The organism is Nocardioides sp. JS614, from assembly GCF_000015265.1.
Lineage (GTDB): Bacteria > Actinomycetota > Actinomycetes > Propionibacteriales > Nocardioidaceae > Nocardioides.
Window position 1 is genome coordinate 3,325,109 of the sequence record NC_008699.1, and the last position, 15,616, is coordinate 3,340,724.

16 protein-coding genes and 1 riboswitch are annotated in these 15,616 nt (G+C 72.1%); of the genes, 7 read left to right on the forward strand and 9 right to left on the reverse strand.

What is annotated here, in order from left to right:
• Nucleotides 1-31: 31 nt before the first annotated feature.
• The 6 genes from NOCA_RS17300 to NOCA_RS17325 all read right to left on the reverse strand — a co-directional run bounded on the left by NOCA_RS17300 (nt 32) and on the right by NOCA_RS17325 (nt 5,758).
• Nucleotides 32-1,267, reverse strand: coding sequence for a M48 family metalloprotease (locus NOCA_RS17300; protein ID WP_011756558.1), 1,236 nt, complete (start codon nt 1,265-1,267; stop codon nt 32-34).
• On the reverse strand, nt 1,264-2,487 hold the full coding sequence (locus tag NOCA_RS17305; RefSeq protein ID WP_049774388.1) for a hypothetical protein: 1,224 nt from the start codon (nt 2,485-2,487) through the stop codon (nt 1,264-1,266). Before NOCA_RS17305 ends, NOCA_RS17300 begins: the two co-directional genes overlap by 4 nt.
• Before the next feature lie 64 nt (nt 2,488-2,551).
• Entirely contained in the window at nt 2,552-3,535 is a 984-nt protein-coding gene (locus NOCA_RS17310; RefSeq protein ID WP_011756560.1) for a C40 family peptidase, read from the reverse strand.
• A gap of 12 nt (nt 3,536-3,547) precedes the next feature.
• Nucleotides 3,548-3,704, reverse strand: a riboswitch (cyclic di-AMP (ydaO/yuaA leader).
• Between the two features lie 191 nt (nt 3,705-3,895).
• Nucleotides 3,896-4,105: a hypothetical protein gene (locus NOCA_RS17315; RefSeq protein ID WP_041546637.1), complete on the reverse strand. Its 210-nt coding sequence runs from the start codon at nt 4,103-4,105 to the stop codon at nt 3,896-3,898.
• 77 nt (nt 4,106-4,182) lie between these two features.
• Nucleotides 4,183-5,460: an NYN domain-containing protein gene (locus NOCA_RS17320; protein WP_011756562.1), complete on the reverse strand. Its 1,278-nt coding sequence runs from the start codon at nt 5,458-5,460 to the stop codon at nt 4,183-4,185.
• A 10-nt stretch (nt 5,461-5,470) separates the two neighbouring features.
• Nucleotides 5,471-5,758, reverse strand: coding sequence for a hypothetical protein (locus tag NOCA_RS17325; protein WP_238383365.1), 288 nt, complete (start codon nt 5,756-5,758; stop codon nt 5,471-5,473).
• A 90-nt stretch (nt 5,759-5,848) separates the two neighbouring features.
• On the opposite strand from NOCA_RS17325, the gene NOCA_RS17330 reads away from it, so the two are divergent.
• From NOCA_RS17330 to NOCA_RS17340, 3 genes are read left to right on the forward strand one after another with little or no spacing between them, the layout of a single operon-like run.
• A complete protein-coding gene (locus NOCA_RS17330) occupies nt 5,849-7,654 on the forward strand; it encodes a DEDD exonuclease domain-containing protein (RefSeq protein ID WP_011756564.1) in 1,806 nt (601 codons plus the stop codon).
• 19 nt (nt 7,655-7,673) lie between these two features.
• Nucleotides 7,674-7,952 carry an Lrp/AsnC family transcriptional regulator gene (locus tag NOCA_RS17335; RefSeq protein WP_011756565.1) on the forward strand — a complete coding sequence of 93 codons (279 nt, stop codon included), beginning with the start codon at nt 7,674-7,676 and terminating at the stop codon, nt 7,950-7,952.
• A gap of 8 nt (nt 7,953-7,960) precedes the next feature.
• On the forward strand, nt 7,961-8,587 hold the full coding sequence (locus NOCA_RS17340; protein WP_011756566.1) for a hypothetical protein: 627 nt from the start codon (nt 7,961-7,963) through the stop codon (nt 8,585-8,587).
• A 26-nt stretch (nt 8,588-8,613) separates the two neighbouring features.
• On the opposite strand, the gene trpD is transcribed toward NOCA_RS17340, so the two are convergent.
• Genes trpD through NOCA_RS17355 form a run of 3 tightly spaced genes read right to left on the reverse strand, consistent with a single transcriptional unit; the run spans nt 8,614 to nt 11,028 of the window.
• Nucleotides 8,614-9,639 (reverse strand): anthranilate phosphoribosyltransferase, encoded by a 1,026-nt coding sequence (gene trpD, locus NOCA_RS17345; protein WP_011756567.1) that lies wholly within the window; start codon nt 9,637-9,639, stop codon nt 8,614-8,616.
• Nucleotides 9,636-10,055 (reverse strand): Rv3143 family two-component system response regulator, encoded by a 420-nt coding sequence (locus tag NOCA_RS17350; RefSeq protein ID WP_011756568.1) that lies wholly within the window; start codon nt 10,053-10,055, stop codon nt 9,636-9,638. The genes trpD and NOCA_RS17350 overlap by 4 nt, the downstream gene beginning before the upstream one ends.
• A gap of 13 nt (nt 10,056-10,068) precedes the next feature.
• The gene (locus NOCA_RS17355; protein WP_049774390.1) at nt 10,069-11,028 is read right to left on the reverse strand and encodes a cytochrome c oxidase assembly protein; all 960 of its coding nucleotides are present in this window, start codon (nt 11,026-11,028) and stop codon (nt 10,069-10,071) included.
• Nucleotides 11,029-11,094: 66 nt separating this feature from the next.
• On the opposite strand from NOCA_RS17355, the gene ctaE reads away from it, so the two are divergent.
• From ctaE to qcrB, 4 genes are read left to right on the forward strand one after another with little or no spacing between them, the layout of a single operon-like run.
• Nucleotides 11,095-11,742 (forward strand): aa3-type cytochrome oxidase subunit III, encoded by a 648-nt coding sequence (gene ctaE / locus NOCA_RS17360; protein WP_011756570.1) that lies wholly within the window; start codon nt 11,095-11,097, stop codon nt 11,740-11,742.
• 38 nt (nt 11,743-11,780) lie between these two features.
• Entirely contained in the window at nt 11,781-12,650 is an 870-nt protein-coding gene (gene qcrC, locus NOCA_RS17365) for a cytochrome bc1 complex diheme cytochrome c subunit (protein ID WP_011756571.1), read from the forward strand.
• On the forward strand, nt 12,647-13,753 hold the full coding sequence (gene qcrA, locus NOCA_RS17370) for a cytochrome bc1 complex Rieske iron-sulfur subunit (protein ID WP_011756572.1): 1,107 nt from the start codon (nt 12,647-12,649) through the stop codon (nt 13,751-13,753). The genes qcrC and qcrA overlap by 4 nt, the downstream gene beginning before the upstream one ends.
• A 2-nt stretch (nt 13,754-13,755) precedes the next feature.
• Complete coding sequence (gene qcrB, locus NOCA_RS17375) at nt 13,756-15,504, forward strand: cytochrome bc1 complex cytochrome b subunit (RefSeq protein ID WP_011756573.1); 1,749 nt, start codon at nt 13,756-13,758, stop codon at nt 15,502-15,504.
• Nucleotides 15,505-15,616 lie beyond the last annotated feature (112 nt).

The following is a 15,616-nucleotide window of genomic DNA, read 5'->3' on the forward strand; positions in this document are numbered from 1 at the left end:
GTGAGGTCCGCGGCCACTTTCGTGCTCAGGGCTACTCCCCCGCGAGCTGACGGGCGATGGCGATCCGGGTCAGCGTCGTGGGGTGCGAGCCGAACCACCACTGCGACCAGCCCGGGGGCGTGGGGTCGGCCAGCGAGTGCAGCGCGAGCTGGCGCTGGACGCCGATGAACGCGCCCGCGTCGTGGGTCGCCTCCAGGGCGTCGACGTCGGCGCGGGTCTCGATCTGCCGGCTGATCCCGTTCTCAACCGGGGTGGCCAGCACCGTGCCCAGCGCGACCAGCGCGAGCACCAGCGGCACCACGACCGGGTCGCCCATCACCAGGCCGCGGCGGCCGACGGCGCCGACGAGCAGCCCGAGCAGGCCGACGCCGAACACCGCCCCGGCCACCCCCAGCAGCGACCCGGTCAGCACGTCGTCGTGGCGGGCGTGCGCGAGCTCGTGGGCCACCACCGACAGCGCCTGGTCGCGCGGCACGTCCTCGACCAGGTTGTCGTAGAGCACCACCCGCCGGGTCCCGCCGAAGCCCGAGACGTAGGCGTTGAGGGTCGTCGTCCGCCGGGAGGCGTCCGCGACGAGCACGTCGTCGACCGGGACGTGCTCGCGGTCGGCGAGCGCGAGCACCTGGGTGCGCAGCGGACCCGCCTCGAGCGAGGTGAACGAGTTGAACAACGGCTCCACGACCACCGGGTAGACGAACGACCCGGCCAGCACCAGCACGCCCAGCACGCCGCCGGCCACCGCCGGCCAGGCGCAGCGCCAGCGGCGGGCGCACCCGACCAGGACCAGCAGCACGATCGAGGTCGCGACGATCCCGACCAGCTCGTTCTTGACCAGGTCCAGCGCGAACGCCGACCAGGCCTGGTGGCTCAGCCCACGGTCGAGCACCTCGCGGCGCAGCAGCACGGTGAACGGCAGGGTCAGCACCCGTCCGACCACCGCCAGCACGGCGACCGCCAGCACCACCCGGACCCACCACCAGCCGCGCAGCCGGGCGGCCAGCCGTCGGCCCCAGGGCCCGAAGCCGAGCGTGCAGGCCACCAGCACGGAGACCACCAGCGAGCTCCGGCTCCAGACCCGCGCCCACCGGGAGAAGTCCTCGGCCCGCTGGATCTCCGCGGTCGTGAAGACCGACCCGGCGTCCGCCGGCCCCGGCGTGCCGCCGGGCACCGGGTGCCACGGCACCAGCACGACGGCGAGCGCGACGAACGCCAGGGCGCCCAGCACGGCGACGATCAGCGCGACGCGGCGCTCGGGCGGGGTGCTCACCCCGCCGATTCTGACAGGGCCAGGTCGGACAGCTCGTCGCGCCACTGCTGGGTGAGCTCGCGCAGGCTGATGCCGAACGCCGACTCCAGCGCCGCCCCGACCGGCCGCCCCTCGTCGACGGCCCGGTAGAAGCCCACGAGGGCCTGCTGGCCGCCCTCCCGGGCCAGCAGCCGGCAGGCGAGCCAGGCGCTCTCGTACGTCGCCCCCAGGTGCGTGGCCCGGGTGCCGAACTCGGCCGCCCCCGGCAGGGCGCGTGGTGGACCGTTCCGCCGGACCTCCGCGATCACCTGGGCGGCCAACCGCGACACCGGCAGGCCGACGTCGCGCAGCGCGACGTAGTCGGCGAAACCCTCCAGCAGCCACAGCGGCATCTGACTGGTCCAGGCACCGGTCGCGACGTGGGTCGCCTCGTGGCTCATCACGACCTGCGCGCCCGTGGGCCGCAGCCCGCCGAAGACGTCGGGGTTGACGAAGACGTGGACCGGCGCGTCCGGCGCCAGGGAGCCGTCGGCCGACGTGGTGACCGCCGCGATCTGGTCGTAGGTGCCGGGATCGGCGTCCAGGACCCGGTCGAGCGCGGTGACCGACGCGGGGACCTCGACGACCAGGCCGCGGTCCCAGTGCGGCAGGACACGGCGTACGACGAGCACCGCGGCGCGCGCCCGCCGGGCGTAGCTGCCGGCCTCGGCGGCGGAGCCGTCGACCAGCACCAGGGTGCGTGCGCTGCGGCGCACCTGGAGCGGGCCGGCGAGCCACAACGGCGAGACCCGGTCGCCGCCGCCGAAGCCGGTCAGCGCGACCCGGTCACCGTCCTCACGCAGGTGCACCAGCAGCTCCGCCCGGGCCGGCGACCGGTCGAAGCCGTCGAACCGCCAGGTGGCATCGACCGCGGCGGTCCAGTCCCCGTCCGGCCCGAGCGCGCCCTCGGCGTCGACGTAGCGCAGGCTGAAGTCGCTGACACCGATCCGCTCCGCGTTGCCGACCGCGGCGGCGAGCAGGTCGGCGGCGGCCGGGTCGTCGGCGGGCGCGAGCGCGCGAGCCGCGTCACGGTCCCCGTCGTGGACCGCGCGCACGAAGTCCGCAAGCGTCTGGGCGGCCAGCCCCGGCGAGACGCTCTGCGTGACAGGTGCCGGCGTGGGCGCGACGTAGGTGTCGTCGTCGGTCACCCACCAGGCGACCAGGCCGCTCGCGAGGAGCAGGCACAGCGAAAGGCCGGCCACCCACCAGCGTGGGTGACCGGCCTGTCTGCCGTGCTCGGGGGTCTCGCTCACCTAGCGGCCGGGGTCAGCCGGGGCGGACCGCACCGGAGTAGGGCATCGAGAAGACGCTGGAGACGACGACCCCGGTGCTGGGGTTGGCCGCGTGGACGATCATGCCGTTGCCGATGTAGATGCCGACGTGGCTGATCGGGCTGTAGTAGAAGACCAGGTCGCCCGGCTGCAGGTCGCTCGACGCGATGTGCGGGCCCGAGCCGTACTGGGCGCTCGAGGAGTGCGGGAGCGCGACGCCGGCCTGCGCCCAGGCCATCATCGTGAGGCCGGAGCAGTCGAACGCGTTCGGTCCCGCGGCGCCGTACACGTAGGCGTCGCCGACCTGTGCCAGCGCGTACTGGACGGCGGCGGCGGCGCGGCCGGAGACCGGGACGTCGGAGGGGACCCGCAGGCTGCCGCGCGAGAGGATGTCCTCGCGCTCCTGGGCCTTGAGGTCGGAGAGCAGCGACTCGGCCGCCTCGAGATTCTTGTCGATGGTCGCCTTCTCGGCGGCCAGCTTCTTCTCCAGCGCCGCGACGTCGCCCGCGCGCTTCTCGGTGGCGTCGCTGCGGATGCCGAGGGCCTTGAGCTCGGTGGCGTAGTCGTCGAAGAGCTGCGACTGGAGGTCGTTGAACGCCGACATCGTCGAGAGCTGGGAGAGGAAGGCCTCGGGATCGTCGGAGACGACGACCTGGCCGACCGCGCTGAGGTTCTGCCCCTCGTACTGCCGGACGACGGAGTCCTGGACCTGCTGGCGGACCACGTCGAGACGGTCGTCCTGGCGCTCCTGGTCGGCGCGCAGCGAACCCAGGTCACGCTGCAGCTCCTTGAGCTCCAGCTTGGCGTCGTTGTACCGCTCCGAGGCCTGCTCGGCCTCGAGGTAGAGCCGGTCGACCCGCGCCTGGACGTCGTCGATGTCGGGCTCAGCCGAGGCCGGCGAGGAGGGCATGAAGCCGACAGCGGCGATGAGCGCGAAGCCGGTCAGGAGGGTGATCAGTCGGTTCCGGCCGTTCTGCACGAGCGGGCGCTCTCCTTGTACGTCGTACGCCTACCGGGTGAGCTGACGGGTTCGGGCACGACATTTGCCCTACGCCTCGAGAGGCGATTCACCCCAGGTGGCCCGAACCACCGATGGTTCCCCGGCTCCCGGGCCGGTGAACCGGTCCGAGACTCAGCGCGGCGACCGCGCGGATCCGAGTGATCCACTTCCACGGCCACCTGAGCGTCACACGTTAACGGCGGCGTCCAGCGGCGTCCAAGTTACCGGGCATGTCTCGGTGAATTTCTTGTCACGCCAGCCGGATCTTTACCCGAGATGGACCACAGAAGTCACGCCAGTCACAAGAGTCACAGAAGTCACAGCCTGGCCGCGTCGGGCTCACGCCGACTCCACCACCGGTGGGCCGTCGACGGGCTGGACGAGCCGCAGGGGCGGGACCAGGCCGCCGCGGGCCAGGACGTCGAGGGCGCGCCGGCCGTCGTCGTCGAAGGTGAGCTCGGGAGGCGGCCCGAGCAGCACGGTCACCACGCAGTCGTGGCAGTGCAGACCCCGCACCGTGCAGGTCTCGCAGTCGATTCGCGTCGTCATGTCAGGAACGGTCGCAGGGACCACCGACAGCGGCGCCGGGGAGCGCCACCTCCCGGCGTGTCGCGCGGACCAGGTGACTACCGGGTCAGGACCTCGACGAGCGCCTCGGACGAGATCACCCGGGCGCCACTGCGGGCGACGTCCTCGGCGACCGCCCGGTCACCGGTGACGACGACCACCACCCGGCCCTCGGGCTCGACGGCCACCAGGTCGCGGAGCACGTCGTCGGCGATCACCCCGCGCGGGCTGAAGAGCACCTTGACGCCCCGTGGCGTGTGCACCAGGGGACGGTGGTCGGTGTCCGCCGCGTCGAACACCACGGTCGTCTCTGCCCGGGTCCGGGCGACCAGGGGGGCGAGCGCGGTGACCAGGCGGTTGCGCTGCGCCTCGAGGGGTGTCGTCGGCCAGGCGGTCTTGGTCACGTTGTAGCCGTCGATGAGGAGCCGGGCCCGGGGCATCGCGAGGTACTGCTCGAGCAGCGCGGCGCTGGAGGTCCCGAGCGCGCCCGCCGCGCTCGGCTCCCGGGTCCCCGCCGCGGCCACGTCGGCCTCCACGCGGTCCCCGGGCGCCCCGGCGACCGGCGGCAGGGCCAGCTCGCGGCGCAGGCCCGCGGCCGCGTCGATCACGGTGTCGAGGAGCATCCGCGCGCGCAACGTGGCGTCGTCGCGCTCCGAGCGGGCGTCGCGCCGGCCCCGGGCGGCCTCCGCCTCGAGCCGCTCCAGCTGCCCGCGCAGCCGCCGGTTGTCCTTCTCCAGCACCGCACACCGCTCCGCAGCCAGGGCCTCCGCGGCCTGCTGCGCCTGGCCGGCCTCGTCGGCCGCCGCGCGCGCCTCGCGCTCGGCGGCCCGGGTGTCCCCGAGCTTGCGCCGCAACGCTGCGTTCTCGGTCTTGTACTCGCCGATCTCAGATCGGTGTGCGGCCCGCAGGTCGCGCAGCGTCTGCTCGGCGTCGGCGAGCCGGCCGCGCAGTCGCTCGAGCTCATGGTCGTCGGGGTCCGGCCGAGCGGGAGCGGAGCGCTCGGACATGCGTCGTACGGCGTCCTCCAGCTCGGTCTCCCACCCCTCGGCCCGGGTCAGCCACCGGTGCGCGGCCACCGCGGCCGCGTCGTCCTCGGCCGGGGCGGGCCGGGCGGCGACCTGGGTGCCGACCCGGGCCCGGAAGTCGTCGTCCGCTAGCGCCCCCGCGATCGCGGTCCCGCCCAGGCGCGCGCGGCGGGTCGGGGCGAAGCCCGCCACCCGGCGTACGGCGGCGGGCAGCCGGGGCACGTCCGGCAGCGCCTCCGCGGTCATCGCGACGACGCGAGCGCGGACAGGCTCCGGCAGCTCGGCGAGCGAGCGCAGCACGGGCTCGGTCACGGCCGGCCCGTCAGCTCGGCCCGGAGTCCGCGCCCGCCGGCTCCTCGACCGGGTGCCGCGACACCACCTCGATCGCGTCGGAGCGGCCGCACCAGCGACAGGTCACCGACTCCACCGCCTCGTCGCGGACCTCGGTCTGCTCGACGTCGTGGTCGCCGGCGAGGTCGAAGTGCCAGAACTCGGTGGTTCGCCGGGTGCGGGTGACGTCGAAGCGAGTGAGGTTGCCACAGCCGGAGCAGCGCCAGCGGTGACCGGCGTCGGGGATGTCGGGGGTCATCGCGCTCCTCTCCTGGCTCACGGGTTCTCGTACCGCTCGGGAGCACAGCCTATGCCCCGCACCCCGCGCGTCTCCCCGGGATTGTCGGTGCCCCGATCTAGCGTCACGTGCATGAGCAGCCGTGTCGGAGAGGCCGGCTCCCGCTGGGAGTCGCAGCGCAGCTTCGACGAGCTCGGCCGCCCGCTGCGCGACATCACCTTCTGCGTGGTCGACCTGGAGACCACCGGTGGCTCGGCCGAGGGCGGCGCGATGATCACCGAGATCGGCGCCGTCAAGGTGCGCGGCGGCGAGGTCCTCGGCGAGTTCCAGACGCTGGTCAACCCGCGCACCGAGATCCCGGCGTTCATCGCCGTCCTCACCGGCATCAGCAACTCGATGGTCGCCGACGCGCCCCCGGTCGAGGCCGCCCTCCCGGCGTTCCTGGAGTTCGCCGCCGGCAGCGTCCTGGTCGCCCACAACGCGCCCTTCGACGTCGGCTTCCTGCGCTACTTCGCCGAGCAGCAGGGCCGGCCGTGGCCCGGCTTCGAGGTGGTCGACACCGCCCGCCTCGCGCGGCGGGTGGTCAGCCGCGACGACGCCCCCAACTGCAAGCTGTCCTCCCTGGCGAAGGCGTTCGGCTCCACGACCACGCCCAACCACCGCGCGCTGTCCGACGCCCGGGCGACCGTCGACGTGCTGCACGGGCTGATGGAGCGGCTCGGCGGCGTCGGCGTGCACACGCTCGAGGAGCTCCAGACCTTCTCCTCCCGGGTCAGCTCCGCCCAGCGGCGCAAGCGGCACCTGGCCGAGGGTCTCCCCCACGCCCCGGGTGTGTACCTGTTCCGCGACGAGCAGGCCCAGGTGCTCTACGTCGGCACCTCCCGCGACCTGCGCACCCGCGTCCGGTCCTACTTCACCGCCTCCGAGACCCGGTCCCGGATGGGCGAGATGGTCGGCATCGCCACCGTGGTCGACGCCATCGAGTGCGCCACCGCGCTCGAGGCCGAGGTCCGCGAGCTTCGGCTGATCGCCGAGCACAAGCCGAAGTACAACCGGCGCTCGCGCAACCCCTCGAAGGTCCACTTCATCAAGCTCACCCGGGAGCCCTGGCCGCGGCTCTCGCTGGTGCGCCGGGTGCTCGACGACGACGCCGACTACCTCGGTCCGTTCTCGTCGAAGAAGACGGCCGAGAAGTGCCTGGCCGCGCTGCACGAGACGTTCCCCGTCCGGCAGTGCACCGACCGGCTGCCCGGCGACCCGGCCGCCGCCGGACGCGCGCCGTGCGTGCTGGCCGAGATGGGCCGCTGCCTGGCCCCGTGCGACGGCAGCGTCGACCACGCGACGTACGCCGCCGTCGTCCACCAGCTGCGCGACACGCTGCTGCGCCGCCCCGACGAGGTCGTCGAGACGATCAACGCCAAGATGGGGGCGCTGGCCGCCGACGAACGGTTCGAGGAGGCCGGCGTCCATCGCGACAGGCTGGCCGCCTTCGTCCGCGCCGCCGCGCGGACCCAGCGACTCTCCGCGCTCACCCGCTGCCCCGAGGTGGTCGCCGCCCGCCGCGAGGACGACCCGACCGGACCGGGCGGCCGGTGGGCGGTGCACGTCGTGCGCCACGGCCGGCTGGCCGCGGCCGGGGTGATCCCGGCCGGCGCCGACGCGCACGCGTACGTCGCCACCCTGCGCCTGTCCGCCGAGACGGTCGCCGCGGCGCCGGGCCCGGTGCCCGCGGCGAGCGCCGAGGAGACCGAGAGGATCCTGCGGTGGCTGGAGTCCCCGGGGATCCGCCTCGTCGACGTGGACGGCGAGTGGAGCTGCCCGGTGGCCGGCGCGACCCGCCACCTCGCGATCCACGACTCGGCCAACCAGTCACGGCTGTCGCTGGTGCCGTTCGCCGAGCGGCGGGTGCTCACCACCATGCATCAGCCGGTGCGCTGACGGCGGTACAGTCCGGGGCGTGATCACCGCCATCGTCTTCGTGAAGGCCGACGTCGCCCGGATCCCCGAGGTGGCCGAGGAGATCGCCGCCCTCGACGGCGTCAGCGAGGTCTACTCCGTCACCGGGCAGGTCGACCTCATCGCGCTGGTCCGGGTGCGCAACCACGAGGACGTCGCAGCGGTCGTGGCCGACCGGCTCAACAAGGTGCCGGGCGTGACCGAGACCGAGACCCACATCGCGTTCCGCACCTACTCCCGTCACGACCTCGAGTCGGCGTTCTCCCTCGGCCTGGACTGACTCCGGCCGTGGACTGGGTCAGCGACTACTGGCTCGACATCGTCGGCTGGGGCGGCAGCGCACTGCTCGTCTACTCGCTGCTGCAGGCGCGGGTGCTGCGGTTCCGCACCATCAACACCATCGGCTGTGTCGTGCTGATCTTCTTCAACGCGATGCTCAGCGTCTGGCCGATGGTGGGCATGAACGTCGTGCTCGCGGCGATCAACGTCTGGTTCATCGTGCGGCTGCTCGGCGAGCGCCACGACGAGGCGGTCTTCGACGTGCTCGAGGTCCAGCCCGACGACCAGTACCTGCGCCACGTCCTGCGCCTGCACGGTGAGGACATCCTGCGCTACCAGCCGGACTTCACGTGCGAGCCCGGAGACGGCCACGAGCACGCCTTCATCGTGATGAAGGGCGACGAGACCGTCGGTGTGGTCGTGCTGCGTCGAGACGGCGAGACGGCGCGGCTCCTGCTCGACTACGTCACGCCGCGGTACCGCGACTTCACGCCGGGCGAGTTCGTGTGGCGGCGCAGCGGGATGCTGAACGCGCTCGGCGTGCACCGGGTGACGACATCTCCCAACATGATCGGCGCCTACTACGACCACGTCGGGTTCCGCCGCGAGGGCCAGGAGTACGTCCTCGACGTCTGATCCGCGGCGGGCCTGCCCGCGTCCGATCAGCGCGCGGTCGCGGCGACCCAGCGGTCGAGCACCCGCGCAGCGGCGCCGCTGTCCAGCGACTCGCGGGCCCGCTCGACGCCCGCGACCAGCGCCTGGTCGGGGGCGCTGCCGGGCTCGTCGTACACCGCGAGGGCGGCGCCGGCGTTGAGCACGACGGCGTCACGCACCGCGCCGGTCTCACCGGCGAGCAGCCGCCGGACCACCTCGGCGTTGTGGGCGGCGTCCCCGCCGCGCAGCGCACCGGCCTCGGCCCGCGCGATGCCGAGGTCCGCCGGGTCGACGCTGGTCTCGCGGACCTCGCCGCCGTGCACCCACCACAGGCGGGACGTGGTGGTGGTCGTCAGCTCGTCGAGGCCGTCGTCACCGCGGAAGACCCACGCGTCGACGCCGCGCCGGGCGAAGACGCCCGCCATCACCGGCGCCATCCGTGGGTCCGCGCAGCCGATCGCTTGTGCGTGCGCGTGCGCCGGGTTGGTGAGCGGGCCGAGGAAGTTGAACGTGGTGCCGACGCCGAGCTCGCGCCGGGGCACCGCGGCGTACCGCATCGCCGGGTGGAACGCGGCGGCGAAGCAGAAGGTGATCCCGACCTCCGCGGCGATCTCGGCGAGCCGGGCGGCGGGCAGGTCGAGGCGGATGCCGAGGCTCTCCAGCACGTCGGCCGAGCCCGACTGGGAGGAGGCCGAGCGGTTGCCGTGCTTCACGACCCGCGCGCCGGCGCCCGCGGCGACGATCGCGGACATCGTGGAGATGTTCACCGACATCGAGCGGTCGCCACCGGTGCCGACGATGTCGAGCAGGCGGCCGGGCACCGAGATCGGGGTGGCCAAGGCGTACATGGTGTCGACGAGGCCACTGACCTCCTCGACGGTCTCACCCTTGGCCCGCAACGCGATGGCGAAGCCGGCGATCTGGGCGACGGTGGCCTCTCCCGAGAGGATCTCCCCCATCGCCCACGCAGTCTGATCGGCGCTGAGGTCCGAGCCGGCGACGAGCGCGCCGAGGACCTCCGGCCAGGTGCTCACGTGCTCGCGGGCACGTGCGAGCGGAGCAGCGACACCACCGTCTCGGCCAGCTGGATCGGGTCCAGCGGGTGGGGTACGGCGGCCTCGGCGCGCGACCAGGTCGCGAGCCAGGCGTCCTGGGGCCGGCCGGTCAGGACCACGATCGGCGGGCACTGGTAGATCTCGTCCTTGAGCTGCTTGGCGATGCCCATGCCGCCGGCGGGCACCGCTTCGCCGTCGAGGATCGCCAGGTCGATGCCACCGGCGTCGAGGTTCGAGATCACGACCGGCTCGGTCGCCACCTCGACGTACTCGACCTCGGGCAGGTCGGGGTGCGGGCGGCGGCCCAGCGCCACGATGACCTGCTGCCGGGTGTTCACGTCGTCGCTGTAGACCAGCACCCGCAGGGCGGTCCGCTGAGAGGTCGAGTCGGTCACGCCCGCGATGTTACTAGGGCGCGTCCGCTGGCGACTGGGCGTCCCCCGAAGCGGCCCGCTCCCGTGCCTCGAGCAGGTCCAGGCGCCGGTCCTCGCGCTTGGCCTCCTTCAGCGAGAAGCGCACCCACTGGGTGAACAGCGCGGCGAACAGCGCGAGCGCGACCAGGTCGCCCGAGCCCCACAGGATCCCGCCCGCCAGGTGCTGGTCCGCCGCCGGATCGGGCAGCCAGGCACCCATCGGCCCCCGGTGCAGGTCGGGGTACCACGATCCGCCGAGGAGCTCCTCCTGGCCCATGATCGTGACGCCGAGGAAGGCGTGGAACGGGAGCGTCATCACCACCAGCAGCATCCGGAACGGGTAGGCGACCCGTCCGGGCACCGGGTCGATGCCGAGGATCGGCCAGAAGAACAGCGCCCCGACCAGCACCAGGTGGACGTGCATCATCTCGTGCACGTAGGCCGAGTGCAGGCTCGCGGAGTACCAGCCGGTGAAGTAGAGCGCCCACGGCGAGACGATGTACAGCGCGAAGGTGAGGGGCGGAAAGGAGAGCACCTTCGCGACCCTCGAGTGCAGCACGGCGAGGAGCCACCGCCGGGGGCGGGCCGGCAGGGTGCGCAGCGCCAGCGTGACCGGGGCGCCCATCGCCAGCGCCATCGGCACCAGCATCGAGAGCACCATGTGCTGGACCATGTGCACGCTCAGCAGGGTCAGGTCGTAGGTCCCGAGGCCGGATGCGGTGGCGAACGCGAACGACCCCATGCCGAGCCCGACGAAGGCCAGCGTCCGGCCGATCGGCCAGTGGTCGCCGCGGCGGCGCAGGACCAGGGTCCCGTACAGATAGAGACCCGAGACCCAGATCGTGAGGACGAAGGACACTGGTTCGAGCGACCACCCGGTCAGGAGGCTTGCGGCAGTGAACCGGGGAAGGTCGCCGGTGGCCTCGAGGAGGGTCCCGACCGCGACGTGAAGCACGGTCCGAACTCTAGGACCATGCGACACGGCACCCCCGGGGTGCCCTCCTGCCCGAGTCACGACATAATGACGCCCGTGGCGACTGCAACCGCGATTCCGGCATCCCGTCTGCACGGGCACCACGACCGACCGAGCATGGTCAGCGTGGGCACGATCATCTGGCTCTCCAGCGAGCTGATGTTCTTCGCGGCGCTGTTCGCGTCGTACTTCACGATCCGCGCGGTGAGCCCCGACCTGTGGGCCGAGAACACCCAGCACCTCAACGTGCCGTTCGCCTCGGTGAACACCACGATCCTGGTGCTGTCCTCGCTCACCTGCCAGCTGGGTGTCTTCGCCGCCGAGCGCGGCCAGGTCGGTCGCACCGGCTCGATCCTCAACGTCCCCGGGTGGGGCCTGCGCGAGTGGTTCGTGCTGACCTACATCATGGGCGCGATCTTCATCGGCGGGCAGGCCACCGAGTACGCCGAGCTGATCCGCGAGAACATCACGATCCAGGACTCGGCCTACGGCACCATGTTCTACCTGACCACCGGCTTCCACGGTCTGCACGTGACCGGCGGTCTGATCGCCTTCCTCTTCGTCCTCGGCCGGACCTACGTGGCGCGCAAGTTCACCCACGAACAGGCCGTGAGCGCGATCGTCGTCTCCTACTACTGGCACTTCGTCGACGTGGTGTGGATCGGACTGTTCGCGACCATCTATCTCGTCCAGTAGTCCCGACCCGCAGACCGACCAATCGCAAGGACTGAATTGTGCGCCTCCTGAACCGCTCCGCCGGTCGCCTCTCACGGCACCGCCGCGGACCGCTCGCCGGCCTCGCCGTCGTGCTGCTCGGCCTGCTCATGACCGGTGGGCTCTACACCGTCTTCTCCCCGGCCCAGGCCGGCTCGGCGGCCGCCAGCGAGGAGCAGATCGCCAAGGGACGCGAGCTGTTCCTGGTCAGCTGCTCGTTCTGCCACGGCCAGAACGGTGAGGGCATCCGGACCCAGAACGGCAACCAGCTCGGCCCCTCGCTGGTCGGTGTCGGCGCCGCCGCGGTCGACTTCCAGGTCGGCACCGGCCGGATGCCGATGGCCCGGCCCGGCGCCCAGGTGCCGCGCAAGCCGGAGACGTTCAACGACGACGAGATCGCGGCGCTCGCGGCGTACGTCGCCTCGCTCGGCCCCGGCCCGGCGATCCCCGACGAGAGCGACTACAGCATCGAGGGCCTCTCCGACGAGGAGCGCCAGCAGGCGATCACCAACGGTGGCCAGATCTTCCTGACCAACTGCACCGCGTGCCACAACTTCGAGGGCTCCGGTGGCGCCATGCCGCGCGGCGGCTTCGCTCCGAAGATCCGCGGCGTCGAGCCCCGCTACATCTACGAGGCGCTGCTCACCGGCCCGCAGAACATGCCGAACTTCTCGAACGGCAACCTCTCCCCCGACGAGAAGCGCGACGTGATCGCGTACCTCGCCTCGCTCGAGGACATGCCCCAGTACGGCGGCTTCGGGCTCGGCGGCCTCGGCCCGGTCTCCGAGGGTGCTGCCGCCTGGGTGCTCGGCATCGGCTCCCTGGTCGGCGTGGCGGTCTGGATCGCGGCGCACACGACCCGCTCGACGAAGAAGAAGGTGGAGGCGTGAGCGAGAGCCACGACAAGGGGTTCGACAGCGGGCCCGGCCACGAGCTCGTGAACGTCCCGGACGAGACGGTCGTCAACGACCTCTACCCCGACCCGGGCCTCCCCGCGCACCAGTGGCGGCCCACCGACGTCGACCCGCGGGCCGAGAAGCGCGCCGAGCGCCAGGTCGCGACCCTGTTCGGGCTCTCGGCGATCTGCACGATCCTGCTCCTGGTCTCGTACTTCGTGTTCGACATCGGCGACGACCCCGACGTGGTCGGCGGCCTCGGCGCCTCGAACCTCTTCCTGGGCCTCTCCCTGGCCGGCGCGCTGCTGTTCATCGGCATCGGCGTCATCCAGTGGGCCCGCAAGCTGATGGCCGACCACGAGATCGTCGAGGACCGGCACCCGTCCGCGTCCTCTGCCGAGGACCGCGAGGCCACGCTCGCCGCGCTCAGCACCGGCCTGGAGGAGTCCGGCATCGGCCGGCGCCCGATGGTCCGCAACTCGCTGCTCGGGGCCGTGGGTCTCCTCGGCCTGCCCGCGATCGTGATGCTGCGCGACCTCGGCCCGACACCCAACCACGTCAAGAACACCCAGCCCTACCCCGGCGCCGGCCTGGAGAACACGATCTGGGAGAAGGGCATGCGGGTCGTGCGCGACGTGGTCGGCACGCCGATCCGTCCGGCCGACCTCCAGATCGGCGACCTGGTCAACGCCGAGCCCGAGGGCATCTTCAAGAGCCCCGAGGACGGCGAGCCGCTCGAGGGCCTCGCGCTCCAGGTCAACAAGTCCAAGGGCGCCGTGGTCGTCGTCCGGATGGAGCCCGACGAGATCACCCCTGGCGACGGCCGGGAGAACTGGTCGGTCGACGGCATCGTCTGCTACTCGAAGATCTGCACCCACGTGGGCTGCCCGATCTCGCTGTACGAGCGCACCACGCACCACCTGCTCTGCCCCTGCCACCAGTCGACCTTCGACCTGGCCGACTCGGCCAAGGTCGTGTTCGGCCCGGCCGCACGGCCGCTGCCCCAGCTGCCGCTGATGGTCGACGACGAGGGCTACCTCGTGGCGCAGAGCGGCTTCACCGAACCTGTGGGACCGAGCTTCTGGGAGCGTGGCTGATCATGGACACCAGCAAGGTCGCCAAGAGCAACGCCACCACCGCGGCGACGACCAAGGGCCCGAACCGGGCCGGCGCCGCCGCCTCGTGGGCCGATGAGCGCCTCGGCCTCGCCACCGCCATGAAGAAGAACCTGCGCAAGGTCTTCCCCGACCACTGGTCGTTCATGCTGGGCGAGATCGCGCTGTGGAGCTTCGTCGTCCTGCTCCTCACCGGCGTCTTCCTGACGCTCTGGTTCACCCCGAGCATGGGCGAGGTCCAGTACAACGGGTCCTACGACCAGCTGCGCGGCATCCACATGTCCGAGGCCTACGCCTCGAGCCTGCGGATCTCCTTCGACGTTCGCGGCGGTCTCCTGATGCGCCAGATGCACCACTGGGCGGCGATGCTGTTCGTCGCCTCGATGATGGTGCACCTGCTCCGCGTGTTCTTCACCGGCGCGTTCCGCAAGCCGCGCGAGCTGAACTGGGTCATCGGCTGCCTGCTGCTGATCCTCGGCACCCTCGAGGGCTTCACCGGCTACTCGCTCCCCGACGACCTGCTCTCCGGCACCGGCATCCGCGCGGCCGACGGCTTCGTCAAGGCGACCCCGGTGGTCGGCACCTACATGTCGTTCTTCATGTTCGGTGGCGAGTTCCCCGGTGAGTCGATCATCCCGCGCCTCTACATCGTGCACGTGCTGCTCATCCCCGGCCTGCTGCTGGCCCTGATCGCGGCCCACATGCTGCTGCTCGTCTACCACAAGCACACCCAGTGGCCCGGTCCCGGTCGCACCGAGAAGAACGTCGTGGGCTACCCGATGCTCCCGGTGTACGCCGCCAAGGCCGGCGGGTTCTTCTTCATCGTCTTCGGCGTCACCGCCCTGCTGGGTGCGCTGCTGACCATCAACCCGGTGTGGAAGTACGGCCCCTACGATCCGTCCAAGGTCACCGCGGGCTCCCAGCCCGACTGGTACATGGGCTGGCCGGACGGCGCGCTGCGGATCATGCCGGGCCTCGAGTCGCACTTCTGGGGCATCACGATCAGCTGGAACGTGATGCTGCCGATCCTGGTGCTGCCGATGGTGATGTTCACGATCCTGCTGCTGCTGCCGTTCCTGGACGCCTGGATCACCGGCGACAAGCGCGACCACCACCTGCTGGAGCGCCCGCGCAACGCCCCGACCCGGACCGCTCTGATGGTCGCGCTGATGACCATGTACGGCCTGTTCTGGATCGCCGGTGGCAACGACATCATCGCCATCAAGTTCCACGCGAGCATCAACCAGATCACCTACTTCCTGCGGGTCGCGGTGTTCGTCGGACCGGTGATCGCGTTCGTGGTGACCCGGCGCTGGTGCATCTCGCTGCAGCGCAAGGACAACGAGATGCTGCTGCACGGCTACGAGACCGGCATCATCATGCGCTCCGCGGAGGGTGGCTACTCCGAGCGGCACCTGCCGCTCCCGGACACCCGGGCCTACGCGATCGCCTCCCGCGACCGCGACCCGGTGGTGGCGGACCACGGGCACGCCGAGGACGCCAACGGCGTCCCCGCGCCGACCGGTGGTCGCATCCACGCGCTACGGCACCGGCTGCGCACGCTCTGGTACGCCGACAGCGTCCAGAAGCCGACCCCGGCCGAGCTCGAGGAGGGCCACCACCACGCCGAGCACGAGCACGAGCTCCAGGCGTCGGTGGAGGGCCACGCGGCCGACGGCCACCAGTTCGACGGGCACCACCTGGTCGAGGACGAGGGCCTGCGTCACCACTAGCGAGCTGTCTCCTGGCAGACGAGCAGCCCCGGCCACGGTCACCACGACCGGACCGGGGCTGCTTCGTTCTCGTCGGCTCACCGCCCCCGCCCGGCCCGCGCCCGCACCGCGC